Source organism: Serinibacter salmoneus (assembly GCF_002563925.1).
GTDB classification, from domain to species: domain Bacteria; phylum Actinomycetota; class Actinomycetes; order Actinomycetales; family Beutenbergiaceae; genus Serinibacter; species Serinibacter salmoneus.
On record NZ_PDJD01000001.1, the window covers coordinates 479,940 to 504,313 of the forward strand.

Genomic DNA, 24,374 nt, shown 5'->3' on the forward strand with positions numbered 1-24,374 from the left:
GAGGAGTCTCCCGCCCGGCCGGCGCCCCGCGCCCTGTGGAGGAGAGCGCACCGCCCGCAGCCGGTGAGGCTGCGCGGCAGCACGCACCCGCCGATGAGCCCACGGGCCCGGCCAGCACGGGGGCGATCGACGCCGTCGAGCACACCTTCGCCTCCCTCGGCGTGCCCAGCATGCTGCTCGACTCCCTGACCGAGCGCGGCTTCACCGAGCCGTTCCCGATCCAGGCGGCCACGCTGCCCGACAGCCTCGCCGGGCGTGACGTGCTCGGCCGTGGCCGCACCGGCTCCGGCAAGACGCTCGCCTTCAGCCTCCCGCTGGTGGCCCGCCTGGCCGGTGGCCGCCGCAGTCCGGGTCGCCCTCGTGGCCTCGTGCTCGCCCCCACCCGGGAGCTCGCCAGTCAGATCGCCGAGACCATCACCCCGCTGGCGCGCGCCGCCGGGATGCGCCTGACCACGGTGTTCGGAGGGGTCGGGCAGGGCAAGCAGGTCGAGGCACTGAACGCCGGCGTCGACATCCTCGTGGCCTGCCCCGGCCGACTGGAGGACCTCATGGGCCAGGGGCACGTGCGGCTGGACGCCGTGCAGGTCGCCGTGCTGGACGAGGCCGACCACATGGCCGACCTCGGGTTCCTGCCCGGCGTCACCCGGATCATGAAGGCCACCCCGGCCGGCGGGCAGCGCCTGCTGTTCTCGGCCACGCTGGACAACGGCGTGGACAAGCTCGTCAAGCAGTTCATGTCCTCCCCGGTCACCCACTCCGTGGACCCGGCCAGCGCGCCCGTGGCTTCCGCCACGCACCACATCCTCGAGGTCGCCGACGCCGGCGCGAAGAAGGAGATCGTGGAGCACCTGGCCTCCGGCACCGGCCGCCGGGTGCTGTTCACGCGGACCAAGCACCAGGCCCGGCAGGTGGCACGCCGCCTGACCAGTGTGGGTATCCCCGCGGCGGACCTGCACGGCAATCTGTCCCAGGGCGCACGTGAGCGCAACCTGGGGGCTTTCCACTCCGGTGCGATCCGCGTGCTTGTCGCCACCGACATCGCCGCGCGCGGGATCCACGTGGACGAGGTGGACCTGGTGGTGCACGTGGACCCGCCTGCCGAGCACAAGGCCTACCTGCACCGCTCGGGGCGCACGGCGCGCGCCGGGGCGAGCGGTGACGTCGTCACCCTGGTGCTGCCCGAGCAGCGCGCGGACATGCGCCAGTTGGCCCGTGCCGCGAAGATCACCGCGACCCCGCAGCGGGTGACGCCGGGGGCCACCGCGCTGGTGAGCCTGGTCGGCGAGGTGGCTCCGCGGGTGGCCGAGGGCGAGCTGCCCGAGGGCGCGGCACGCAAGCCCCAGGCGCAGCCGACACGCAAGAAGGCCGGTGCCAAGGCCGGTGCCCGAGCGCCCCGGTCGGGCGGACGATCCGGTGCGACACAGGGCGTTCGCTCCGGCTCCCGGTCGGGTGCTCGCGCAGCGACGGCGAGCGGTGGCCACTCTCAGTCGGCCGCCTCGGACCCCCGCTCGGGTGGGCAGCGCCCACGCCGCGGGTCCTCCGGCAAGTCCGGACAGCCCGCCTCCCGCGGCAAGGGCCGGGGCCGCGCCCCGGTCTCCTACACCACCAGTTCCAGCGGATCCACCTCGCGCGGTGCATTCGTGCAGATGTCCGACCGCTGACCTGATCTGGACGCGGCGCAGCCCCTCCACCCGACCGGGGTGGAGGGGCTGTGCTCGTTGATCGGCCGCCCGGCGGTCAGTGCCCGGCGCGGATCGTCATCGAGGCGATCTGATCACCCTGCGTCTCGAAGCTGAAGATGCTCAGCCCGTTGGCATGATTGCTGCGCCAGTCACCGGTCACCACGATGCGGTCACCCTCCTCGGCGACCTCGGTGACGGTCAGGGTGCCGACCGCACCGATGAACTCCTTGTCGGACCAGCCCTTGATGGCCTCTCGGCCGGTGAAGATGCGGCCCCAGTCGTCCACGAAGCCCTCGGTGGTGAACGCATCGAGGAACGCCTCCTCGTCGTGGCGGTTGACGGCGTCGATGAACTCGGCGATCGGGCTCGGTGCGGTGGTCATGGGTCCCCCCGGGTGTGCGCGGGCCGGCCCTCCCGGCCCTCTCGTCGCTGAGCCTAGGCCGGATTCCTGACAGGGTGCACGCGGGAGGCCGATGTCCGGCAGGCTAGGGGTATGACGAGCCAGAGCCGCCTGGGCCCACGCCTCGCAGCCGCGCTGGACGCGCGCTGGGAGCACCTGCTCGTGCGGGTCTGCGGACGTCGGGGCTGGCGGCCCACCCCGGTGGTGTTCAACTCCTACGCCCGCAGCGCCGGGGTCGAGGGCGGGGGATGGGCGCGCGTGCTGTGCCGGGTGCTGATGCTCCCGCGCAGTGCCGAGGGCGGCTCGCACGCCCGGGACGGGCTCTCGCGAGGCTGGCGCCGTTACTTCACCGCGCCCGTCGCCGGGGTGGAGGTGATTGTGCGCATCGGCGCCGATGGGCCGCATGAGCGCGTGCACCGGGTGCGCACCGCCGCGGGCGGCTACCTCGATCTGCGCCTGGAGGCCGACCTCCCGCTCGGACAGCACGACGTGGTGGTCGAGGCGCCCGGTGGGGCGATGGCGCGCGGGGTCGTGCACGTGGTCGATCCGGACGTGGCCCGCGGCCTGGTCAGTGACATCGACGACACCGCGATGATCACCCTGCTGCCCAAGCCGCTGCGCGCGTTCTGGAACACGTTCGTGATGCAGGAGGTGGAGCGGCGCCCGGTGCCCGGGATGGCGAAGTTCCTGCGCTCGCAGGCCGCCGACACGGGCCTGATGGTCTACCTCTCCACGGGCGCGTGGAACTACGCACCGGTCATCGAGGCCTTCCTCAAGCGCCATCACTTCCCCCCGGGCGCCCTGCTCATGACCGACTGGGGTCCCTCCGCGCAGCGGTTCTTCCGCTCCGGCACGGAGCACAAGCGCACCCAGCTGCGGCGCCTGACCCACGAGTTTCCCGAGATCCGGTGGCGCCTCGTGGGCGACGACGGGCAGCACGACCCCGAGACCTACTCCTCCTTCGCGCGTGCCTACCCCGACCGCGTCGAGACCGTCGCGATCCGCACCCTCACGCCGGTGGAGCACCTGGTGACGGGCGCCCCGCAGACCCGCGAGGAGGCCGAGGGCCGGGTTCAGGTGCCGGGTTCGGTGCGGGTGCTGCGCGGTGGGGACGGGAACGCGTTGCTCGTGGAGGACCTCGGGCTGTAGCGGGTCGGTGGCCCGGTGCGCGCCGTGACCCGAGCGCGTTGCGCAGTTACCCGAGCGCGTTGCGCAGTGGGCGTCCCTCGAGGAAGGCTCGCGTGTTCGCGGCGATCAGGTCGTCCGCACCGAGCGGACGGCCTCCGGCGCTGTGCGGGGTGAGGATGAGGTTCGGCGCGTCCCACAGCGGTGAATCGCTGGGCAGCGGCTCCGGCGTCATCACATCCAGCGCGGCGCCCCCGATCCTCCCGGCGTGCAGCGCCGCGATGAGGGCCTCCTGGTCAACGGTGGCGCCGCGCCCCACGTTCACGAGCCAGGCGTGGTCCGCCATGGCCTCGAAGGTCGAGGCCGAGACGGCCGCGGTGGTGGCGGGGGTGGCCGGCAGGATGTTCACCAGGACGTCGGTGTGCGGCAGGATCCCCGGCAGTTCCGCCGGGGTGATCACCGGGTAGCCACCCCGCTCACCGGCACGGGTGGCGACCCCGACGATCTTGGCGCCCATCGGCCGCAGGTAGCCGGCCAGGCGTTGACCGATCCCGCCGAAGCCCCAGATCACCACGTTGGCACCCGAGATCAGGCTGAAGCGCCCCGCGTTGTCCAGGGGCTGGTTGACGCCGAGCTCCCGCGCCCACCGGTGGTCGTCGACGGCGCGCACCGCCACGTCCAGGCGCCGCGCCGCGGCGAGGATCAAGCCCAGCGCGTGCTCAGCGACCGGCACGTCGTGCAGGCCGTTGCCGGAGCACATCACCACGTCCTCGCCGAATCCCGCCTCCACGATCGCATCCATGCCCGCCGACAGGCTCTGGATCCACCTCAGGTTCGGCAGGTCGCGCGCCGCCTGCGCCATCCAGGTGGGGGAGGAGGCCCACAGCACGATCGCCTCCGCGTCGCGGGAGGCCTCGGGCAGGGGAGCGCGGGTGTCGTAGGGCACCGCCTCCACGCCGTCGGGCAGCACGGGGTCCAGGGGCACGTTCGTGGGCAGGAGGATCTTCACGTCTCCCATTGTGGGCGGGGCGCCGCTCCTGGAACAGTCGCGTCCACACCCTGGTTGACTCTGGAGCAGTCACCGAACGAGGAGAGGTCATGGACTACCAGGTCTGGAAGAGCGACGAGGAGTGGCGCAGCCTGCTGGCGCCGGAGGAGTTCGCGGTGCTGCGTGAGGCGGCCACCGAGCGCGCCTGGACCGGCGAACTGCTGGACGAGACGCGGGAGGGGATCTACTCCTGCCGTGGCTGCGGCGCCGAACTGTTCCGCGCCGAGACGAAGTTCGACTCCCACTGCGGCTGGCCGAGTTTCTACGCCCCGCAGGACTCCGACGCCGTGGAACTGATCGAGGACCGCAGCCTCGGGATGGTGCGCACCGAGGTGCGCTGCGCCGCCTGTGGTTCCCACCTGGGGCACGTGTTCGACGATGCGCCGCAGACCCCCACCGGGGACCGGTTCTGCATGAACTCGATCGCTCTGAGCTTCGCCGCAGACGAGGAGTGAGCGGCACGGCCCGCCGCCCTGCGCCCACGGGCGGCGGCGGGCCGGCTTCTTCCCGCTGGGCGGACCGTTACGCAACGGCGGGCGCACCGTCGCTACGGTGGCGGGGTGACCGGTGTCCTGGAGGGTTTCGCGCTCATCGGCGCGATCATCGCCGTCGGCTACCTCCTCGGCCGCACCGGCAGCCTCGGCGAGGAGGCCGGTGCGGTCCTGAGCCGGCTGGCGTTCTTCGTCGGCGCCCCCGCGCTGCTCTACGTCACGCTCAGCCGGGCCGAGGTCTCCGCGCTGGTGGATGCGCGGTCGCTGGTGTCCTACGGCACCTCGGCGGCCATGATCCTGGCGTACGTGCTGATCGCGCGGCTCGGCATGCGCCGGCCCGCGGGGGAGACCGTGATCGGCGGACTCTCCTCCGGGTACGTCAACGCGGGGAACCTCGGGATCCCGATCGCCGTGTACGCCCTCGGGGGCGCCGAGGCGGCGGTGCCCACGATGATCTTCCAACTCGTCATCCTGGCGCCGACCTCCTTCCTGGTGCTCGACGCGCTGGAACACCGCGGGACACCCGGGCGCTGGCGCCGCGCGTTCGCGCCCCTGCTCAACCCCCTCCTGCTGGCCTCGGCCGCGGGGGCGATCAGCGCCGTCGTGGGCTGGCAGCCCCCGGAACTGGTGATGGCGCCGATCGAGACCCTCGGCGGGCTCGCCGTCCCCGCCATGCTGCTCGCGTTCGGGATCTCGCTGCGCGGGTCCCCGATGCCCGGCCGCTCGGAGATGAAGGCCCAGCTGCTGGTGGTGGTGATCCTGAAGTCGTTCGTGCAGCCGCTGCTCGCCTACGGTGTCGGCCGGGCGGTCGGGCTGGAGGGCGACGTGCTGCTGGCGGCCGTGGTGATCGCCGCCCTGCCGACGGCGCAGAACGTCTTCACCTACGCGATGCGGTATGACCGCGGTGTGATGCTGGCGCGCGAGAGCGTGCTGGTCACCACCATCTTCTCGGTGCCGGTGGTGTTGCTCGCGGCGGCCCTGCTCGCCTGAGTCGGGGCCAGCCGGACCCCGTGCACCGCGCGGCGCCCGGTGGGTGCTGGAATGGCCCGGTGAGTGTTGCTGCGCGCGCCCTGGATCGCACCCCCGCCCCGGCGATCTTCCTGGCCTCCGGACTGTCGCTGTACCTGGGGTCGGCGCTGGCGGTGGGCCTGTTCGCGGTGGCGAGCGCCACCGAGGTGGGCTGGGCGCGGATGGCGGTGGCCGCCGTCGTGCTGCTGCTGATCGTGCGCCCCTGGCGCCTGCGGTGGACCCTCGCCGAGCTCATCGGCTCGGCCGTGTTCGGGCTGGTGCTCGGCGGGATGAACCTTCTGTTCTACGTGGCGATCGACTACCTGCCGCTCGGGGTGGCCGTCGCGATCGAGTTCACCGGTCCCGTGGTGGTCGCCGCGTGGGGCAGCGGCTCCCGGCGCTCCGCCCTCGCGCTGGTGCTCGCGGTACTCGGGGTCGCCGCCATCAGCCTGACCGGGGTGGACTGGTCGGGGGATGCGATCGCCGCCATCGGGTTGCTCGCCGCGCTGGCCGCCGGTGCGTCCTGGGCGGTCTACATGGTGCTCGGGCGCCGCATCGCCGCCCAACGCGACGGCGTGGCCTCCCTCAGCATCGGGATGGCCGCCGCGGCCCTGGGATACGCCCCGCTCGGCATCGGGGGCGTGAGCGCGATGACGGCGAACTGGACGTTGATCCTGGCGGTCATCGGCGTGGGGATCCTCTCCAGTGTGTTGCCCTACACCCTGGACCAGGTGGCGCTCACGAGGCTCAGCGCGAGCACGTTCGCGCTGCTCACCGCCCTGCTGCCGGCGACCGCGACGCTCATCGGGCTGGTGGTGCTCGGCCAGCTCCCGAGCCTGGGGGAACTCGCGGGACTGCTCGCGATCAGCGTGGCGGTGGCACTGGCGACGCGAACGGCGGCCCCTCCATCGAAGGAGGGACCGCCGTCGGAACTACCACCCGGCTAGGGCGACCGACTCAGCCGGTCTGCGTGGGCGAGGGGCTCAGACGCTCGCGCCCTCGCGAGCCGCGGGCGTGATCTCACGCACCCCGGCCGCCACGCGTGCCCCGAGGTCGGCGTCCACGTTGCTCCAGTAGGCGAAGATCCGCTCGAACAACTCCGGGCGCTCCACCTGGGAGACGTGGCCGACGATATTGCTCACCAGCCGGTCGCGGGCGGCGTCGTCCATCACCTCGCGCACCAGCGTGCCGGCCTGACCGAAGTCGTCGTCCTCGGGGTGCAGGGTGGCGGCGGCGCGCACCATCTCACCGTCGTTGGCCCAGTTCCCGGCGTCGCCCGCGGCGGCGGGGTCGGCGTGCGCGCCACCGAGGGAGTTCGGCGCGTACACGGGGGAGTGCGCCGGGGTGAAGCTGTACCGCATCGAGCCCTCCTTGGAGTAGGAGTGGCGCTCGTTCCGGGGCGCGTTGACCGGCAGGTCGGCGTGGTTGGTGCCCACGCGGTAGCGGTGCGCATCGGCGTAGCTGAAGATGCGGGCCTGCAGCATCTTGTCCGGGCTCGGGCCGATGCCGGGCACGAAGTTCGAGGGCGCGAAGGTGGCCTGCTCGATCTGCGCGAAGAAGTTCTCCGGGTTGCGGTTCAGCGTGAGCACGCCCACCGGGATCAGGGGGTAGTCGCCCTTGGGCCACACCTTGGTGAGGTCGAACGGGTTGAACCGGTAGTCCTTGGCGTCCTCGTACGGCATCACCTGCACGAACAGGTCCCACTGCGGGAAGTCGCCGCCCTCGATCGCGGCGTGCAGGTCGCGGCGGTGGAAGTCCGCGTCCTCCCCGGCGATCTGGTCGGCCTGCGCCTGCGTGAGGGTCTCGTTCCCCTGACGGGTCTCGAAGTGGTACTTCACCCAGAACCGCTCACCGGCGGCGTTGGTCCACTGGTAGGTGTGGGAGCCGAAGCCGTCCATGTGGCGCCACGAGCTGGGCAGGCCGCGGTCACCCATCAGCCACGTCACCTGGTGCGCGGACTCCGGGGAGAGCGTCCAGAAGTCCCACTGCATGGTGTGGTCGCGCAGGCCGCTGCCCGGCAGGCGCTTCTGGGAGCGGATGAAGTCGGGGAACTTGATGCCGTCGCGGATGAAGAACACCGGGGTGTTGTTCCCCACGAGGTCATAGTTGCCCTCGGAGGTGTAGAACTTCAGCGCGAAACCGCGCGGGTCGCGCCAGGTGTCGGGGGAGCCCTGCTCGCCGGCCACGGAGGAGAAGCGCAGCAGGGTCTCGGTGGTGGTCCCGGGCTGGAAGACGGCGGCGCGGGTGTAGGCGCTGACGTCGTGCGTGACCTCGAACGTGCCGAACGCGCCGCCGCCCTTGGCGTGCACCACGCGCTCGGGCACACGCTCGCGGTTGAACTGGGCGAGCTTCTCCACCAGGTAGTGGTCGACCAGCGCGATCGAGCCGTCGTTGCCGACGCTCTGGGAGTGGGCGTCGCTGGCGACGGGGGCGCCGGCGTTGGTGGTCGTGTGGGGCTGGGTCATGGCATGCCTCCAATAGGGGTGGAACTGGACAGTGGGGGTCTGGGGCGCTCAGGCGGGCGCAGGGGTGCCCGACGGCGTGGCCGGGCCGGGTGCCGCGTCCGGGTCGGTCCGGGCACAGGTGGGGCACAGGCCCCAGTAGGTCACCTCGGCGGAGGCGATGGCGAAACCGTGGTCGTGCGAGGGCGTCAGGCACGGGGCGTGCCCGACGGCGCAGTCCACATCCGCGATCGCGCCGCAGCGGGTGCACACCACGTGGTGGTGGTTGTCGCCCGTGCGCAGCTCGTAGCGGGCGGGGGACCCGGCCGGCTCGATGCGGCGGATCAGGCCCGCCTCGGTCAGGGCCGCGAGCACCACGTACAGGGACTGCACCGTGATGGTCGGCAGCGTGGCGCGCACGGCGCGGTGCACGTCCTCGGTGTCGGCGTGGGGCCGCTCGGCCAGCGCGGCGATCGTGGCCAGGCGCTGCTGGGTGACGCGCAGCCCGGCGGCGCGCAGCATGGCCGCGCCTTCCTGACTCACCGTCATCTCCATACCCATGACTACATCACAGATATGAGTGATTCACAACTAGCGACCGGTGCTAGCGGGGCGGGCAGCGTGCGGTGGGGGAGGGTGCGACTCACCCGCGCGGCATGCCCCATGGCCCCGAGCGACGTGCCCGGTGCGCCAGACCTCGGCGCACCGGGCACGACGACCCGCCTCGGGTCAGGCCCTGCGCTTGGCCAAGGCCCCGTAGATCGCCAGCACGAGCAGCGATCCCAGGATCGCCAACAGCCAAGTCTGGATACTCCAGAACTCTTCGAGTCCCACACCGAAGATCGCACTGCCGAGGAAGCCCCCGACAGCCGCTCCGATCACCCCGAGCAGGAGCGTGGCGAGCAGCCCACCGGGCGCACGGTCCTTCAGGATCGCCTTCGCGATCGCTCCGGCGATGAGACCCAACACGATCCAACCGATGATGCCCATGTATCTCCCCTTTCGTGGTGCTGAAGCGCCAGGATGACACCGCCGGAACGTCCCGGTCCAAGGCCCCCGCAATACTCGTCCCGGCCTTGACACCGGGGCCGTGAGCGTGCGCACGCCCCGTGCGGATAGCCTCGTGGGGTGCGTGCCCGGCGACTCGTCAGTGGTGTCTCCCGCCTCCTGTCCGGCGGGGTCCCTGTCGCGCCCGCAGGCAGGCGCACGGAGGCTGGAATCGACCCCAAGGTGGTGGTCAACGGGATCCTCGAACTGTGCGTGCGAGTAGGCGAGGCGCTGCTCTCGCTCGGCGCCGATGCCGCCGACGTCACCGACGCCGTGCGCCGCATCGGCCGCGCGTACGGACTGGAACTGCAGGTCGACCTGACCTTCACCTCGCTCGTCGTCGCCTACGACCCCGGGGCCTCCCGCCCGCCGGTGACGATGATGCGCGTGGTGGAGATCCGCAGCGCCGACTACGGCCGACTCGCCGCCGCCAGCACCCTGGCCTACGAGATCGTGGAACGCGAGGGTCCGCGGCTTCGCGCCGACTCCACGGACGAGGACTACACGGCCATCCGTGTCGACCTGGAGCGGGCCCACCGCGAGCTGGACGCGATCATCTCCCAGCCGGTGAAGTACCGCCGCTCGTTGGTCACGGTGCAGATGGCGGTCCTCGCCGGGGCCGTGGCCGTGCTGCTCGGCGGTACCTGGCTCGTGGTCCTGATCTCCGTGGTGGCCGCGGGTGCGCTGGACGCCCTCGTGACCTCGCTCAGCAAGTGGGGCCTGCCGGCCTTCTTCACCCAGATGGCCGGGGCGGGCCTGGTGACCGCGGTGGCGGTGGTGTTGCTCGCTGACCAGTCCTGGATGCCGGAGGCGTTCAACTACGTGCGGCCCTCGGTCGTGGTCGGCTCCACGATCGTGGTGCTGCTGGCCGGGATGTCCTTCGTGGGTGCCGTGGGCGATGCGGTGAACGGATATCCGCTCACGGCCTCCGCGCGCGCCGTGGAGGTGCTCGTCCTCACCCTCGGTCTGGCGATCGGTGTGGGCGGGGTCCTGGCGGCTGCGCGGCGGCGTGGGGTCGCCCTGGACCTGGTGGACCTGCCCGGGGTGTCGCTGCCGCTGGTGGTGGAACTGATCGCCGCGGCCGTGGTGGCCGCCATGTGGGCCTTGGCCTGCCACGCCGGGTGGCGCATCACCCTGATCGCCGCCGGGATCGGCTCGATCGCGTGGGCTGTCTACTCCGCCGGCCTGGACGCCAACCTCGGCGCGGCTGTGGCCTCGGCGCTGGCCGCGCTGGTGGTGGGGTTCGTCTCGGAGTCGATGTCCGGGAAGCTCAAGGTGCCCTCGGTCGTGACCTCCGTGTGCGGGATCGTGCCGCTGCTGCCGGGTCTCGCGATCTACCGCGGGCTGCTGGCATTCGTGGACTCCAACCCGGGGACCGGCGGTGCCGCCTTGCTGCTGGATGCGGCGATGATCGCTCTGGGGCTGGCCGCCGGGGTGACCCTGGGCGAGTTCCTCGCGCGGCGCATCGGCACCGCGCCGCGCCAGGTGCTGCTGCGCGGCACGGTCCGGCGCCGGCGGCGCACCGTGGCCCCCGCGCTCGCAGGCGCTGCCCCCGTGCTGCACGAGACCCCCGCGGCCGGCGACGCAGCCTCGACGTCGGCCCCGGTCTCTCCGGAGCAGCCGGATGACTCGCTGTACCCGTACGCGCAGGATCCGCAGGTCGAGCAGATCGACCAGGGCTGGTCGGGGCCCGGGGTGGTGGAGGGGCGGGAGGTGCCTGGCCGCGAGGATCCGGTAGGCGCCGGGGGCGAGACGCAGCGGTCCGCCGATGCCCCGGACCTCGGGGCCGGGGACGAGGCCGGCTACCCGATCCATGACGACCAGTACCCGCTCGAGTCGGCCCTGTACGTGCCGGAGGACGGTGCGCACTGGGAGGACGACCTGGACCCCGGTCGCGAGGGCGAGTCGTAGGCGCTCGGCCGTACCGGGTGTGACGATGGCCGGGTGAGCCACGTGACCCACCCCGCCCCGAGGGCGACCCTGCGCCGCGCCCGTGCGCGCTGGGTAGGGATCGCCGTAGCCGCCCTGGTGCTCTTCGCGCTCGTGTACGTGCTGGCGGTGCTCACCGACACCGGTCAACGCTGGGAGAACGCGGCGCTCGCCGGCTCCGCAGATGTCCCGACGGACGAGCGTGCCGTGGCCGATGACACCCTGGACGCGATCACCAAGGTGAGCCTCGCCGTCGCCATGGCCCTGATCGGTGTGATCGGCCTGATCCGCGGGGGCATGCGGCTCGCTGCCGCCGGTGTGGGCATCATCGCGGTGGGGCTCGGTGCGGCGGAAGTCCTCAAGCGCTTCGTGCTGCCACGCCCCGATCTCATCGGCGCGGATCAGCCGATCGCGCACAACTCCTTCCCCTCCGGTCACACCACGATCGCGATGACGGTCACGGTCGCGGTCCTCGTGGTGGTTCCCTGGGGGTGGCGCGGGGTGGCCATGGCACTGGTGATGACGTGGTCGGTCTCGCGTGTTGCGGGTCGTGTTCGTGGCCGTCATGGGCATCGGCGCGCTCGCGGCCCTCGCCTCCGGGATCCTGCTGGAGACGACCGATGTGCTCGTTGGGGCGAACGACTCCCCGGACTACCGGGTCCTCATGGAGGCCCAGGCCTTCGCAAGCGCGGGATCGATCGCTGCGGCGCTCGTGGCGTGGTGGAGTTGGCGCCGACTGGAGGTCGTTCCGGTTCGACGGCGCTGACGCCGGTAGCGCCGGGTGCCGTCAGGGCGTGGGCACCGGTACCAGGGCGTCGTCGAACTGGTGGTTCTTCTCCAGCCAGTGCTGCACGTAGGAGCAGGTGGCGGCGAAGGTGCCGCCCTGCCCGGTGACATCGCTGATGGCGGCCTGCACCAGTCGTCCGGCCAGCCCGTGCCGCTCGTGGGCATCGCGCACGACCGTGTGGTTGAACACCGTGACGCCGTCGATCACGTCGTAGGCCGCGATCCCGACGACCTCATCGCCGATCGCGAGCTCGTAGCGTTGCCGCTCCGGGCGATGGGAGATGGCGACGTCGTCGTAGTCCGTGGCGGTCATGCCCTCCAGTGTGCTGCCGATGGTGGGCATGGCGCCACAGGTGGCTGCGCCGTCGGGAAACCCTGCCACCCGGCCTCGAGCCGGGCGTGATCAGCCGCCCAGTTCCGGCAGCAGCCACCTGGCCACCTCGAAGTAGATCAGCAGCCCGGTGCCGTCCACGACCGTGGCGATCATGGGCCCGGAGACCACGGCGGGGTCCACGCGCAGCTTCTTCAGCAGCAGCGGGATCATCGAGGCGATCAGCGAGGACCACAGCACGATGCAGGCCAGTGCCACGGCCACGGTGATCATGACCTGGGACTCCACACCCAGGGTCCACGCCCGGATGAACCCGGCGGTGGCCATCGCCGCCGCGATGAAGACCCCGGTGGTCAGCTCCTTGCTGATCACCCGGCCCACGTCCCGCAGTCGTACGTTCTCCGTGGCCATGGCGCGGATCAGGGTGGTGGTGATCTGGGTGCCGGTATTGCCGCCGGTGCCGATGAGCAGGGGGATGAAGAAGGCGAGGGCCACCACGGCGTCCAGCTCGTCCTCGAAGGCCTGTAGCACGGTCCCGGTGTAGGCCTCGGCCACGAACAGCACGAGCAGCCACACGATGCGCTTGCGCCACAGCAGCCACGGGGAGGCGCGCATGTACGGCACCTCCAGCGGTTGGGACCCGCCCTGCCGCTCCGCGTCCTCCGTGGCCTCCTCCTCCACGATGTCCGAGACGTCGTCGGAGGTCACCACGCCCAGCAGCCGGTTGTCGCCGTCCACCACGGGCAGGGCCAGCAGGCGGTGCTTCACCAGCACCTTGGCGGCCTCCTCCTGATCGGTGAGGGCCTCCACGGTGATCACGTCGTGCTCCACCAGGTTGTGGACCACCACATCGGGGTCGGCGAGCACGAGGTCGCGGAAGGAGACCACGCCGTGCAGGTGCTGCTCGTCGTCCACCGCGAAGACGTAGGCGCCGATGTGGGAGTCCTGGCGCAGTTTCGCCTTGTGGGTGCGCACCTCGTGGATCGCCTCACGGGCCGTGGCGGAATCTTGCACCGTGACGACATCCGGCACCATGTGCGCGGCCGCGGAGCCCTCCGGCCACTGCAGCAGTCCGCGCAGTACCTGGACCCGCTCGGTGGGCATGGCCGCCAGCAGTCGCTCCCGCTCCGGGGGGTCCAGTTCACGCAGCAGCGCGGCGGCCCGGTCGGACTCCATCCGGGTCAGCATCGCGGCGGCGTTCTCCGGCGGCGCGATGCGGGTGGCGTCCACCGCCACGTGCAGGTCGAGGGTGTCCACGAGGTCGGCGGCCTGGGCGGGGGGGATGGTGCGCGCGAGCTGCACCACCTCCTCACGGGTGAGGTCGGTGAGCTGGTCCGCCCGATCGACGGGGTCGTCCACCAGGTCGAGCCAGAGTTCGATCGCCTTCGGGGTGCCCAGGGCGATCGCCTGATGCAGGTCGAGTGTGGTGGGTGGGGGAGTTGCGCTGCGCATGGGTGCCTTCCCGGGTCGCGGTCACCGGCCCTAGGATTCTCGCCCACCCCGCAGCGCCCCGCCTGCCGACGGGGTGAATGGTTGGTGAACGCAGTCTGGCACGATCTGAGGGCGCGAGTCGCCGAGGGGGGAGGTGCGTGTGGGTCGCAGTAGGCCCCGTGGGGCTCGAACCCACAACCCACGGATTAAAAGTCCGTTGCTCTACCAATTGAGCTAGAGGCCCGCGCTCGCGGCGGATCCCGGCCACTGGTCGGTCACCGTGCTGTGCCCGACCAGGGTACGGCCCTGCCTGCGCGCAGGGTAATCGCCTCGCCGCGAGCGAGCATTCGCGCGGCCTGCGCACGCGTGGTTCGATGTCACGTGGATCGCTGACTCACCCTGTGTCCCCGGAGGTTCCCCATGCGCCCGTCCCGTCCCTTCTCCGTTGCTGCCGCACTCGGCCTGATGGTCGCGCTCAGTGCGTGCAGCACGTCCAGCGAGAGCGGGGACCTGGAGGCGTTCAGCATCCAGGGGAACTGGACGCTGACCTCCGGCGAGGGGCCGAACGGGGCGGTGGAGCCCGTGGAGGGGTCCCCGATCACCCTGGAGGTGGACGGGCAGGGCACCGTGCACGGCAACTCGGGCTGCAACACCTACAACGGCACCGCAACCGTCGAGGGCAACGCGGTGACCTTCGGACCGCTGATGCAGACCATGATGGCCTGCGACGAGGCTGTGATGACGGCCGAGTACGCCTACACCACTGCGCTCGAGGGCGTGAGCGAAGGATCGGTAGAGGACGGCGGGCTGGTGCTCACGGGCGAGGGTGTGGAACTGCGCTACGACCCGACCGAGTGAGCCCGCGGGTGGCTGCCTGAGGGGCGGCAGGCTGCGGTGCCTTGGTGGGGCCTGTTCCCTCGCGCTCGCGAGGCAGTTGCGTCCCCTTCGCGAGGCAGTCGCGTCCCCCACAGGCCCCGGTTTCGTGATTCGCGAGCCCGTCGTTCCAACCATCGGGGAGCTGCGGCAATGTCCGGATACGCCGAGTACCGACCGGCGACGACCCGCCCTGCCCGGACGCTCGACGTCGATGTGCGAGCCGCCGACGTCGACGACGTGACAGCGATCGTGGAGGTCGAACGCGCCGCGCGCGGCATGGCCCCGGCGGGATTCCTCGAGGCGCTCCGGGCGCTGATGGGCAGGCACGGCACCATCCTGCTCGTCGCCGTGCTCACCGACCTCGGCGCCGCCGGCGAGGGCGTGATCGGCTGGGCCTCGGCCAGGTTCCGAGAACCCGAGGACGCACCGAACGGGTGGTACGTCGGAGGACTCGCCGTCCTCCCTGATGTCCGACGGCGTGGTGTCGCCCGGCTCCTCCTCGCCACCCTGGATGAGCACCGCCCGGGCAATGCCGGACTGCTGCGCAGCATCGTGAACGCCCGCAACCTCGCTTCCCTCGCGCTGCACCGCTCGTGTGGTTTCCGCGAGATCGAGCGAGGTCCAGTGTTCCTCGGAGTCGAGTTCACGGGTGGCGAAGGCGTCCTGCTGGAGAGGCTCACGGCCTGATTCCGCCCGCTCGACCAGCGAATCATCTCGCCGTGAGACTCACGCCTCCTCCTCCTCCTCCCCCCCCTCCCCGGGGAGCCACGTCCCCGCGGGGTGGTGGCTCCGGTGTGGTTGTCCACAGGGACTCGGTGCGGGTGGAGGATGTCAGTCCCTGGTTCTAGTCTGGCTACATCAGTTCGAATCACTGATCTCAGTCAGGGGGTGAGAGGGGATGGTCGCAGAGCTCGCGCCGAGCGCGGCGCCGCAGACCACGAGCGCTCGTGATGGTGGCGCCAACCCCGTCGCGAGCGTTGCTGGGCCCGCGACATCGCCCCCGTCCCCAGCCGATCCTTCCGCCCTTGGTGGCCCTGCGGCGCCTGCCGCACCTGCGGCGCCTGCCGCACCTGCGGCGCCTGCCGCACCTGCGGCGCCTGCCGCACCTGCGGCGCCTGCCGCACCTGCGGCTCCTGCTAGCCCTGCCGCCCCTGACACTGCTGCCGTCCCCGCCAGTCCACCTGATCTCGCCAGCGCGGCTGTGCGGGCGCGGGGTGTGGTGGGGGAGCTGGCGCAGGTTGTGGCGCGGGCGGAGGCGCTGGTCGAGGCCGGTGCCGGTCCGAGTGCGGTGCTGGACCCCGGCGGGGTGGATGGTGCGGGTGGGATGAGCCTGGGCGAGGTCCTGGCGTTGGTGGACACCTGCGCCTCGGTCCTGGGAGTGACACGCACCCGGTTGGCGGGGATCGCTTCCACGGTGGCGCAGCGAGGTGGGCGCGATGCGCGTGATGCGGTCACCGACCGCGCGGCCTCCTCCCGTCAGGGCCTGGGGTCCGCCCGTGCCGAGGCTCAGGCCGGCGCGACCCTGCGGCTGCTGCCGCAGGTGCGGCAGGCCGCCACGACCGGGCAGGTCAGCGAGGGGCACGTGCGTGCGATCAGCAGCGTCCTGGGCGGCCTGGCGCCCGCGGTGCGCGAGGAGTTCGCCTCCCGGGAGGGCATGATCCTGCAACGTGCCAAGCAGGCCAGCGTCCCGGAGCTGCGGCGGGAACTGCAGGCCCAGGCCGCGGCGTTGGAAGCCGACAAGGCCGACGCCTCCTTCGAGGCCGCTCGCTCCCAGCGGCACCTGCGGCTGCGCCCCCGAGGCGGGGGCCTTGCCCTGGAGGGGTTTCTGGACCCCGTCGCCGGCGCGAAGGTGCGCACCGCCCTGGAGGCACTGACCCCCACCCCCGCCCTGGGGGATACCCGCAGTGGGCAGCAACGACACGCCGATGCCCTGGTGATGCTCGCCGACCACGCCCTCAGCAGCGGTAAGCACAAGCCAGGTGCGCAGGTACGCCCCCACCTGAACATCCTCATCCGGGAAGACACCTGGCTGCTGCTGCGCCACCGCCGCCGACAAGCCACCTGCCCCGGCGCGGCGATCACCCGCGCCAGCAGCAGCGCCTTCACCGCCAGCGGGCTCACCTCACCGCCCCCGTTGGCGCAACTGCTGGATGGGACCCTGATCCCCTACGCCGCCCTGGAGGTCCTGGCATGTGACGCGATGGTGCAGCGCCTCGTGCTGGACCCCACCGGTGCACCCTTGGACATCGGGCGCGCCCAGCGCACCTTCACCGGGGAGCTACGCCGCGCGGTCATGGTCCGCGACCGGCACTGCCAATACCCCGGCTGCACCATGCGCGCCGAATGGTGCGAGGTCCACCACATCCTGGAATGGGACAACCACGGCGACACGTGCCTGGCCAACGGCATCTCCCTGTGCAGCCACCACCATCACGAGACCCACACCCGCCACCTGACCATCACCCGCACCCCCACCGGATTCACCTTCACGACCCCCACCGGCATCCCCCTGGGCGCCACCACCCGCACCCACGACCACCTCCTGACCCCGCCACCACCGAACACCAAGCGCCGACCCACCAACCCGAACCACGAGCGCAGGCACACCAACCAACGGCTCGACCCCGGCGATCGGCCCGACCCCGCGGGAAGGCCCGGCGCGGGCGAGGGCCCAGGATGCCGCGGACCCGCGGGCAGTGGCACCGGAGACAGGCCCGACCCCGCAGGGGGTCCAGCGCCAGGTGGCAGGCCCGACCCCGGAGATGGGCCCCACGCGGCGGTGACACTGGCCGCGGAGACCCGTGCGGCGACGACCCAGGCGGTGGCAGCGATGCACCTACGAGGTGAAGCCCGCCTCGATCCGTTCGCCCTGCGTCGTCGCGACGACGACCTCGTACCCCGGCGGCACCCGGCCGTCCAGGATCGCCACGAGCTCGTCGATCTCGGGCAGTTCACCCGCCGTACGTACGTCCACCACGATGTCGTTGGAATGCACCTGTACCTCGGTCACCCGAGCCGTGGGGTCGTCCTCGAGCCACTGCACGGCGGCCGAGTGCACGCGGTCGGTGTAGACCGCCAGCAAGTAGGTCAAGGCGGTGTTCGTGGCGAGCGGGATGCCGACCACGACCAGCAACGCGCTGATCGCGAACACCACTCGGCGCTGGGGTCGCACCACGTGCTCGTTCAGGCGCAGTGCCGTGAACACGAGGGTCCCGGCCAGCACCAGCGCCAGCAGGTTGGAGATGAACAGCGTCAGGGCGCCGACGGCAAGGCCCCAGGAGCCCTCCCCGAGGCACACCCCGACGACGGCGAGCGGCGGCACCAGCGAGATGGAGATCGCGACACCCGGAAGCACGGCCGCGACGTCCCGCCGCGCCAACGCGATCGCCCCGGCGAAACCCGTGGCGATCGCGGCGATGAGGTCCAGCAACCCGGGGGAGGTGCGCCCGGCGATCTGCTCGTTCGCGGTCAGGTTGTAGGTGCCGGGCAGCACCAGGGAGAACGCCACGCCGATGCCGATCACCAACAGCGCCCCGAGCACCGTGAAGTGCACGGAGGATCGCAGCCCTCCCTGGAGGCGACCCGTCGCAAGGCCGAGCGCGAAGCCCATGATCGGCGTGGAGAGCGGGGCGATGATCATGGCGCCGATCACCGTGGCGGTGGAATCCGAGAGCACGCCCGCCGAGGCGATCACCGCGGAGAGGGTGAGCATCGTCCAGTAGGCCGACTTCTTCGGCCGGTGATCCCCTGAGGAGAGGTCGAGGGAGTCCTTCAGTTCCTCCAGCGTGCGCCGCTGGGCCTCCGGTAGAACATGGCGCAGCACTTGAGCGGCCATCGATGGTCCTCTTTCCATGAGCCCGAGACTCGGGGGTAGTCAAGGATCTGAGCCTAGGGCGCGGATCCGGCCCGTGCGCGCGGTCGACCTCCCGCGGTAGGCTGTGATGACGTCACCATCCGGTGCCCCGACGACGAGGACTGCCACCGTGTCTGCTACTCCTACCTCATCCACCACCGATGCCCCCAGCACCGAACTACCGGGCCACGAGAGCCTCGAGGTGCCGGTCGGCGTGCGCCCGGCGCGGTGGTACGACCGCAACGCCTCCCGCCGCGATCTCTCGGGCACCTGGCGCTTCCGCCTCTTCCCCGAGGCCGCCACCGGCGCCGATCCGGCGGACGACGGCGCGGGCTGGGACGAACTGACCGTGCCGGGTCACTGGCAACTCGCGCAGGCGCCCGATGCCTGGCCCTACGGTAAGCCCGCCTACACCAACGTGATCTTCCCGATCCCGGTCGATCCGCCCCGGGTTCCCCGCGCCAACCCGACCGGGGAGTACCGCCTCACCTTCGCCGTCGCGCCCGAGGAGACCGCCGACGGCCGCCTCGTGCTGCGCTTCGAGGGCGTCGACTCCTGGTTCGAGGTCGCCGTCAACGGGGTGCCGTGCGCCACCTCGCACGGGTCACGGTTGCCTACCGAGATCGACGTCACCGAGCTCGTTCGCCCGGGGGAGAACCTGCTGGCGGTGCGCGTGACGCAATGGTCCGCGCAGACCTACGTGGAGGACCAGGACCAGTGGTGGCTGTCTGGGATCTTCCGCGAGGTCACCCTGGAGCACCGACCCGCCGGCGGCATCGAGCACGTCGAGGTCAGCGCCGAGTACGACCACGTCTCCGGCCTCGGCACCCTGCGCATCAGTGCGGAGACGACCGACGCCGCACAGGCCCCCGTCGTGCGTGTGCCCGAGCTCGGCCTCGAGGTGAGCGCCGGGGAGCAGGTGAGCGTCGCCGTCGAGCCCTGGAGCGCGGAGACGCCCCGCCTGTACACCGCCACGGTGTCCACGCCCGCGGAGACCGTCCAGGTCCGGATCGGGTTCCGCACGATCGCCATCACCGACGGCGTGTTCACCGTCAACGGCGCCCCGGTGAAGCTCTACGGCGTGAACCGGCACGAGTTCGAGCCCACGCGCGGGCGCGCGGTCACCGCGGAGACCATGCTGCAGGACGTCCTGCTGATGAAGCGGCACCACGTCAACGCGGTGCGCACCAGTCACTACCCGCCGCACCCGGCCTTCCTCGAACTGTGTGACGCCTACGGGCTGTACGTCATCGACGAGAACGACCTGGAGACCCACGGCTTCGAGTTGCAGGGCTGGCGCGGCAACCCCACCGACGACCCCGCGTGGACCCCGCTGCTGGTGGACCGGGTGACCCGGATGGTGCGGCGCGATGCCCACCACCCCAGCATCATCATGTGGTCGCTGGGGAACGAGGCGGGCACGGGGCGCAACCTGGCCGCGATGGCGGAGGCGATCCGTGGCCTGGACGACTCCCGACCGCTGCACTACGAGGGCGACTGGTCCAGTGAGCACGTGGACGTCTACTCCCGGATGTACGCCTCCACCCACGAGGTGGCGCTGATCGGCCGCGGCGAGGAGCCCGCCCTCGGCGACGGCGAGTTGGACGCGCGCCGCCGCGCGATGCCGTTCATGCAGTGCGAGTACGTGCACGCGATGGGCAACGGCCCCGGCGGCTTCACCGACTACGACGACCTCTTCGAGGCCCACCCGCGCCTGATGGGTGGGTTCGTGTGGGAGTGGATCGACCACGGGATCGCCACCCGTGCCGCCGACGGCACGCCCTCCTTCGGCTACGGCGGCGACTTCGGGGAGGAACTGCACGACGGCTCCTTCATCGTGGACGGGCTCCTGCTGCCCGACCGCACGCCCTCGCCCGGGATGGTCGAGATGGCGGCCGTGTACGCCCCGATCCGCATCGAGGCGATCGAGCAGCTCCCAGGCACGATCGAGGTGCGCAACCGGTACGCCTTCCGCAGCACCGAGCACGTCGCGCTGACATGGGCGCTGCTGGCCGACGGCGAGGAGCTCGCCACGGGCGAGGTCGACGCCGAGGTCATCGCACCGGGCGAGTCGCTGCTGCTGACCCCGGAGGCGGTCGGCGCCGAGATCCCCCTAATGCCGGAGGGGCCGGCCGTGTGGTGGCGGATGTGGGCGCAGGTGCGTCCCGAGTCGCGCGCCGAGTGGGAGCCGGAGGACTTCGTGCTCGGGGCCGGGCAGGTCATGCTCAGCCCGCATGCCGGGCTGGAGACGCCGACCGGTGAGGTGGTCGCGCTGGCCGACGGCTGGCAGGTGGGCCCGGTGCGACTGGACGGCGCGGGCCGGCCGGTCAGCATCGGCGACACCGCCGTCGCGGACTCCCGCATCGATGCCTGGCGCGCCCGCACCGACAACGACCGGCGGCCCGGCGGGCAGACCGGGGGCGAGGTCGTACCGATACCCGCCGACGGCGAGGTCTGGGAACGGGCGGGGCTGTCCCGACTGCACGAGCGGCTGGACGACGCCGGACTGGTGGCCGGGGCGCTGGTGGTCACCGGGCGTACCGCCGGGGCCGGGACCGACTGCGGACTCGCCGTGCGCTACACCTGGCGCGTCGTGGACGAGCGCACCGCGGAGGTGAGCGTGAGTGTGGTGCCCGACGGTGTGTGGCCGGGTCCCGTGGCTCGGCTGGGCTGGTGGCTGGCGCTGGAGCAGGCAGAGGCCGGTTCGGTCGCGGTGGAGTGGGTCGGGCAGGGGCCGGGGGAGTCCTATGCGGACTCGACCCGGGCGGCGCTGCACGGGCGCTACGCCCACACGGTCGATGAGCTCCAGACCACCTACTCGGTGCCGCAGGAGAACGGCGCCCGGCGCGGCGTGACCCAGGTGCGCCTGGGTCTGGCGGGCGGCGACCTCGAGCTGGAGGTCGGCGACGTCACCCTGGGCACGCGCGTGATCGAGGGCGCCGAGTTCAGCGCACGGCCGTGGTCGGATGGGGCCCTGGACGCCGCCGCGCACCCGCACGAGGTGGCGCCCGACGGGCTGCTGCACCTGCACCTGGATGCCGCGCAGCACGGCTTGGGGACCGCCGCGTGTGGCCCCGGCGTGCTGCCGAACGCGGCGCTGCGACCGGCGCCGGCCACGATCCAGCTCCGTCTGCGCACTCCCGGTGGATGGCAGCGATGACTGACCTCGCCCGGGTGCTCCCGGTGCCTGACCCGCCGCGCAACGCCGTCACGGGTTGGGCCCGGGAGCGCCTGCGAGCGCTGTGTAGTGCGGATCTGAGCGACTACCTCGAGCTGGTCGACACGTACGGCGGGATCGTGATCGGTGACTTCATCTGGCTAATCCTCCCCGGCGACTTGCCGATCGAGGAGCGCACCACCGTCGAGCCGTATTAGCGCAGTAGGTGGGTGCCAGGAGGCGCAGCCGCGAGACGTCCGTGGCCTACGGCATGCGCAGAAGGTGCCCGTGGGCGTCCTTGGGCAGGTACGGATCGGAGACGGCGGAGACGGACAGGGAGTCCAGCCGCAGCCACGCGCCGTGACTGGTCAGGAAGGCGGTGTCGGCGGCGTCGCGGCCGGTGGCGATCCGGGCCAAGGACTGGCGGGGTGCCAGGCGGGTGCCGTCGATCACGTGCCAGGCGCCGTTCACCCAGGCCTCGGCCACGGCGTGGAAGTCCATCGGGTCCAGGCCCGGGGCGTACACGGCCGCGACGCGGGCGGGGATGTCCAGGGCGCGCAGCATCGCGACCACCACGTGCGCGAAGTCGCGGCAGACGCCCTGCCGCGCCAGGAGGCACTCCACCGCGCCGTCGGTCACGCGACTGAAGCCGGGGGTGTAGGAGAGGTACTCCCACACCCAGTGGCCCACCGCGAGCACGAGTTCCTCGCCCGAGAGGCCGGGGAACTCCGCCTTCGCCATGCCCATCAGGCGGTCGGCCTCGGCGTACCGGCTGGGTCGCAGGTACATCAGCAGGTCCACCGGTCCGCCGGCCTCGCCGATGATCTCGGTGCCGTCCTCGTCGTCGTGCGCGGCGTCGATCTCGTCCCACGTGGACTCCACCGTGGCCCGGTAGCGCAGGCTCAGCGGGGTCCCGGAGAGCTCCGGTGCGACCTCGAGCGCGTGGATGACGCCGTGGTGCGCGGTCGGGATCTCCTCGGGGACCACCTCCTCGTCCCCCACGCGCAGGGTCAGCTCCTCGGTGATGCGCAGCCCGGGCACCCGGGCGAGGGCGACCATGAAGGCCAGGGAGGCAGCGCCGTCGCCCAGGGTCAGGTCGATGGCGGAGGTGACATGGCGAAGCACCCCCCGAGCCTACGGGGCGTCCGGGCCTCGCCACAGGGGGTCGCGGCACACAGGGGTGACAATGGGGTGATGCACGACGGCGCACACCGGCCCAGGCGTCCGGCCTCCCTGGACCCGATCGAGGCCGCAGAACTCCCGGGCGGGGTGGACCCCGCCGACCGGGTGCAGGTCGCCCACGTCACGGCGCAGGCCGTGGTCTCCCGCGAGGGTGACCTGGATCCCGAGGTGGTGCGCCGGGTGGTCACACTGGTGGACACCGAGGGCCTGGAGGTGGTGGCGGCGCTGTGGGCGGATGCGACGCCGCACTCCCTGCCCGGCGCGCTGTGGCGGCTGTACGCCATGAGGGAGTGGATACGCACCGATCCTCGGGAGGTCGCCGAGGCCTACGGGCTGGGGGCGCAGCGCGCCGTCGTCGCGGACGCGGTGGCGGGCGTCGCCTCGCCACCGGGACCCGCGGAGGTGGCGGACCTGGCCGATGCCGTGCTCTCCGGGGCGGTGACCTCCGACCTCGACGTGGCCCTGGACCGGGCCGCGGCCTTCTACCGCGTGGTCGCCACCGGGGCCGCGCTGGGGGCCGATCTGCATGGTCTGCCGCACGGCGAGCAGGCGCGCGAGACGACCGAGCGAGCGGGGCGCCTGGCGCGCACCGCCACCGAGTTGCAGACGGCGGCACGCGCCGCCCGGGCGGGAGTACTGGAATGAGCGGGGCCGAGGCGAGCATCGAGGTGGCGGAGGCTCTTGCGCTGGCCGCACGGGTGGCCGAGCACGACGGCGTGGCCGCGCTCTCGGAGGACCACCGCCTGGCGCTGGAGGGCGGCAGGCCCGGGCACCTGGCGTGGCGCGGTGGGGACGGGGCCCTGGTGGCCCTCGCGGCACGGGCGCACGACGCCGTGGAGCTCATGGTCGACCCCGCCCATCGCCGCCTGGGGTGGGGTAGCCAGGCGCTGGGGGAGGTGCTCGCCGAGGAGCCCGAGACGCGGTTGTGGGCACACGGTGATCTGCCCGGTGCGCGTGCGCTGGCCGCCAGTGCCGGCCTGCGGCCGGTCCGTGAACTGTTGAAGATGTCCCGTGCACTGGGGGAGGCGCAGGCACGCGAGGGCGGTGCCGTGGATGCAGCGGACGGTGTCACCCTGGACCTGGTCGCGCTCGATGAGGCGACCGACCCCGACCGCCATCGCGCGCTGTGGCTGGACCTCAACCGGCGCGCGTTCGCCGACCATCCCGAGCAGGGCCGGTGGGGCCAGGACGACCTCGCGGCCCGAGAGGCGGAGGCGTGGTTCGAACCCGCCCTGATGTGGCTGGCCTACCCACGCAGCGCCAGCGGCGAGGTGGCGCCGCGACCCGCGGCCAGCGTGTGGGTGAAGGCGGAGGCACCGCAGCGCGCCGAGATCTACGTCCTCGCGGTCGACCCCGAGCAGGCCGGGCGACGGGTGGGCACCCGGGTGCTCGCGGAGGCCCTCGCGCAGGTCGCGCGGCGTGGCTGGCGCGAGGTGGAACTGTACGTGGACGGCGCAAATCTGGCCGCGGTCCGCCTCTACGAGGGACAGGGATTCGCGGTGGAAACGCGGGATGTCCAGTACGTGGCGGCGACCGGGTGAGCAGGTGACCAGGCGGTGCCGGGTGCGTTCCGTCGTCGCATTCCCG

The 24,374-nt window shown here is 72.1% G+C and carries 22 protein-coding genes, 1 tRNA gene and 1 pseudogene; 14 read left to right on the forward strand and 10 right to left on the reverse strand.

Going from position 1 to position 24,374, the window contains the following annotated elements:
• Positions 1 to 170: 170 nt before the first annotated feature.
• Positions 171 to 1,661 (forward strand): DEAD/DEAH box helicase, encoded by a 1,491-nt coding sequence (locus ATL40_RS01935; protein ID WP_098470210.1) that lies wholly within the window; start codon positions 171 to 173, stop codon positions 1,659 to 1,661.
• A 76-nt stretch (positions 1,662 to 1,737) separates the two neighbouring features.
• Here ATL40_RS01935 and ATL40_RS01940 read toward each other — a convergent pair whose 3' ends face one another.
• Complete coding sequence (locus tag ATL40_RS01940; protein WP_098468072.1) at positions 1,738 to 2,064, reverse strand: nuclear transport factor 2 family protein; 327 nt, start codon at positions 2,062 to 2,064, stop codon at positions 1,738 to 1,740.
• Between the two features lie 111 nt (positions 2,065 to 2,175).
• Here ATL40_RS01940 and ATL40_RS01945 point away from each other — a divergent pair, with 111 nt between their 5' ends.
• A complete protein-coding gene (locus ATL40_RS01945; RefSeq protein ID WP_098468073.1) occupies positions 2,176 to 3,231 on the forward strand; it encodes an App1 family protein phosphatidate phosphatase in 1,056 nt (351 codons plus the stop codon).
• Positions 3,232 to 3,277: 46 nt separating this feature from the next.
• Here the strand turns inward: ATL40_RS01945 and ATL40_RS01950 are convergent, their stop codons facing one another.
• On the reverse strand, positions 3,278 to 4,225 hold the full coding sequence (locus ATL40_RS01950; protein WP_342747592.1) for a phosphoglycerate dehydrogenase: 948 nt from the start codon (positions 4,223 to 4,225) through the stop codon (positions 3,278 to 3,280).
• Between the two features lie 80 nt (positions 4,226 to 4,305).
• On the opposite strand from ATL40_RS01950, the gene msrB reads away from it, so the two are divergent.
• The 3 genes from msrB to ATL40_RS01965 all read left to right on the forward strand — a co-directional run bounded on the left by msrB (position 4,306) and on the right by ATL40_RS01965 (position 6,701).
• Positions 4,306 to 4,710, forward strand: a complete 405-nt coding sequence (msrB, locus tag ATL40_RS01955; RefSeq protein WP_098468074.1) for a peptide-methionine (R)-S-oxide reductase MsrB — start codon at positions 4,306 to 4,308, stop codon at positions 4,708 to 4,710.
• A gap of 105 nt (positions 4,711 to 4,815) precedes the next feature.
• The gene (locus ATL40_RS01960) at positions 4,816 to 5,736 is read left to right on the forward strand and encodes an AEC family transporter (RefSeq protein WP_098468075.1); all 921 of its coding nucleotides are present in this window, start codon (positions 4,816 to 4,818) and stop codon (positions 5,734 to 5,736) included.
• Positions 5,737 to 5,795: 59 nt separating this feature from the next.
• On the forward strand, positions 5,796 to 6,701 hold the full coding sequence (locus ATL40_RS01965; protein WP_098468076.1) for an EamA family transporter: 906 nt from the start codon (positions 5,796 to 5,798) through the stop codon (positions 6,699 to 6,701).
• Positions 6,702 to 6,737: 36 nt separating this feature from the next.
• Here ATL40_RS01965 and ATL40_RS01970 read toward each other — a convergent pair whose 3' ends face one another.
• From ATL40_RS01970 to ATL40_RS01980, 3 genes are all read right to left on the reverse strand, one after another.
• Positions 6,738 to 8,219, reverse strand: a complete 1,482-nt coding sequence (locus ATL40_RS01970; protein WP_098468077.1) for a catalase — start codon at positions 8,217 to 8,219, stop codon at positions 6,738 to 6,740.
• Between the two features lie 48 nt (positions 8,220 to 8,267).
• Positions 8,268 to 8,744 (reverse strand): Fur family transcriptional regulator, encoded by a 477-nt coding sequence (locus ATL40_RS01975; RefSeq protein ID WP_098470212.1) that lies wholly within the window; start codon positions 8,742 to 8,744, stop codon positions 8,268 to 8,270.
• A 180-nt stretch (positions 8,745 to 8,924) separates the two neighbouring features.
• A complete protein-coding gene (locus ATL40_RS01980; RefSeq protein ID WP_098468078.1) occupies positions 8,925 to 9,185 on the reverse strand; it encodes a GlsB/YeaQ/YmgE family stress response membrane protein in 261 nt (86 codons plus the stop codon).
• A gap of 138 nt (positions 9,186 to 9,323) precedes the next feature.
• On the opposite strand from ATL40_RS01980, the gene ATL40_RS01985 reads away from it, so the two are divergent.
• Together ATL40_RS01985 and ATL40_RS01990 are read left to right on the forward strand one after the other, a co-directional pair.
• A complete protein-coding gene (locus ATL40_RS01985; protein WP_098468079.1) occupies positions 9,324 to 11,153 on the forward strand; it encodes a threonine/serine exporter family protein in 1,830 nt (609 codons plus the stop codon).
• Between the two features lie 556 nt (positions 11,154 to 11,709).
• Positions 11,710 to 11,937: a hypothetical protein gene (locus ATL40_RS01990; RefSeq protein ID WP_098468080.1), complete on the forward strand. Its 228-nt coding sequence runs from the start codon at positions 11,710 to 11,712 to the stop codon at positions 11,935 to 11,937.
• Between the two features lie 21 nt (positions 11,938 to 11,958).
• Here ATL40_RS01990 and ATL40_RS01995 read toward each other — a convergent pair whose 3' ends face one another.
• The 3 genes from ATL40_RS01995 to ATL40_RS02005 form a co-directional block, all read right to left on the reverse strand.
• A complete protein-coding gene (locus ATL40_RS01995) occupies positions 11,959 to 12,270 on the reverse strand; it encodes a GNAT family N-acetyltransferase (RefSeq protein ID WP_169925856.1) in 312 nt (103 codons plus the stop codon).
• 90 nt (positions 12,271 to 12,360) lie between these two features.
• Complete coding sequence (mgtE, locus tag ATL40_RS02000; protein WP_098468082.1) at positions 12,361 to 13,740, reverse strand: magnesium transporter; 1,380 nt, start codon at positions 13,738 to 13,740, stop codon at positions 12,361 to 12,363.
• Positions 13,741 to 13,890: 150 nt separating this feature from the next.
• Positions 13,891 to 13,963, reverse strand: a tRNA-Lys gene (locus ATL40_RS02005).
• A 176-nt stretch (positions 13,964 to 14,139) separates the two neighbouring features.
• On the opposite strand from ATL40_RS02005, the gene ATL40_RS02010 reads away from it, so the two are divergent.
• From ATL40_RS02010 to ATL40_RS15660, 3 genes and pseudogenes are all read left to right on the forward strand, one after another.
• Complete coding sequence (locus ATL40_RS02010) at positions 14,140 to 14,577, forward strand: META domain-containing protein (RefSeq protein ID WP_098468083.1); 438 nt, start codon at positions 14,140 to 14,142, stop codon at positions 14,575 to 14,577.
• Positions 14,578 to 14,745: 168 nt separating this feature from the next.
• Positions 14,746 to 15,282 (forward strand): GNAT family N-acetyltransferase, encoded by a 537-nt coding sequence (locus tag ATL40_RS02015; protein WP_098468084.1) that lies wholly within the window; start codon positions 14,746 to 14,748, stop codon positions 15,280 to 15,282.
• Between the two features lie 637 nt (positions 15,283 to 15,919).
• A pseudogene (locus ATL40_RS15660) lies at positions 15,920 to 16,888 on the forward strand (DUF222 domain-containing protein); the annotation flags it as partial.
• A 543-nt stretch (positions 16,889 to 17,431) separates the two neighbouring features.
• On the opposite strand, the gene ATL40_RS02025 reads toward ATL40_RS15660, so the two are convergent.
• Positions 17,432 to 18,430, reverse strand: a complete 999-nt coding sequence (locus ATL40_RS02025) for a DUF389 domain-containing protein (protein ID WP_098468085.1) — start codon at positions 18,428 to 18,430, stop codon at positions 17,432 to 17,434.
• A 148-nt stretch (positions 18,431 to 18,578) separates the two neighbouring features.
• Between ATL40_RS02025 and ATL40_RS02030 the strand changes: the two genes are divergently transcribed.
• Together ATL40_RS02030 and ATL40_RS02035 are read left to right on the forward strand one after the other, a co-directional pair.
• Positions 18,579 to 21,608: a glycoside hydrolase family 2 TIM barrel-domain containing protein gene (locus ATL40_RS02030; RefSeq protein ID WP_245866599.1), complete on the forward strand. Its 3,030-nt coding sequence runs from the start codon at positions 18,579 to 18,581 to the stop codon at positions 21,606 to 21,608.
• The gene (locus ATL40_RS02035; protein ID WP_098468087.1) at positions 21,605 to 21,823 is read left to right on the forward strand and encodes a hypothetical protein; all 219 of its coding nucleotides are present in this window, start codon (positions 21,605 to 21,607) and stop codon (positions 21,821 to 21,823) included. The genes ATL40_RS02030 and ATL40_RS02035 overlap by 4 nt, the downstream gene beginning before the upstream one ends.
• 46 nt (positions 21,824 to 21,869) lie before the next feature.
• On the opposite strand, the gene ATL40_RS02040 is transcribed toward ATL40_RS02035, so the two are convergent.
• The gene (locus tag ATL40_RS02040) at positions 21,870 to 22,730 is read right to left on the reverse strand and encodes a transglutaminase-like domain-containing protein (protein ID WP_245866601.1); all 861 of its coding nucleotides are present in this window, start codon (positions 22,728 to 22,730) and stop codon (positions 21,870 to 21,872) included.
• Positions 22,731 to 22,799: 69 nt separating this feature from the next.
• Between ATL40_RS02040 and ATL40_RS02045 the strand changes: the two genes are divergently transcribed.
• Positions 22,800 to 23,432, forward strand: a complete 633-nt coding sequence (locus ATL40_RS02045) for a hypothetical protein (RefSeq protein WP_098470214.1) — start codon at positions 22,800 to 22,802, stop codon at positions 23,430 to 23,432.
• Positions 23,429 to 24,328 (forward strand): mycothiol synthase, encoded by a 900-nt coding sequence (gene mshD / locus ATL40_RS02050; RefSeq protein ID WP_098468088.1) that lies wholly within the window; start codon positions 23,429 to 23,431, stop codon positions 24,326 to 24,328. Before ATL40_RS02045 ends, mshD begins: the two co-directional genes overlap by 4 nt.
• Positions 24,329 to 24,374 lie beyond the last annotated feature (46 nt).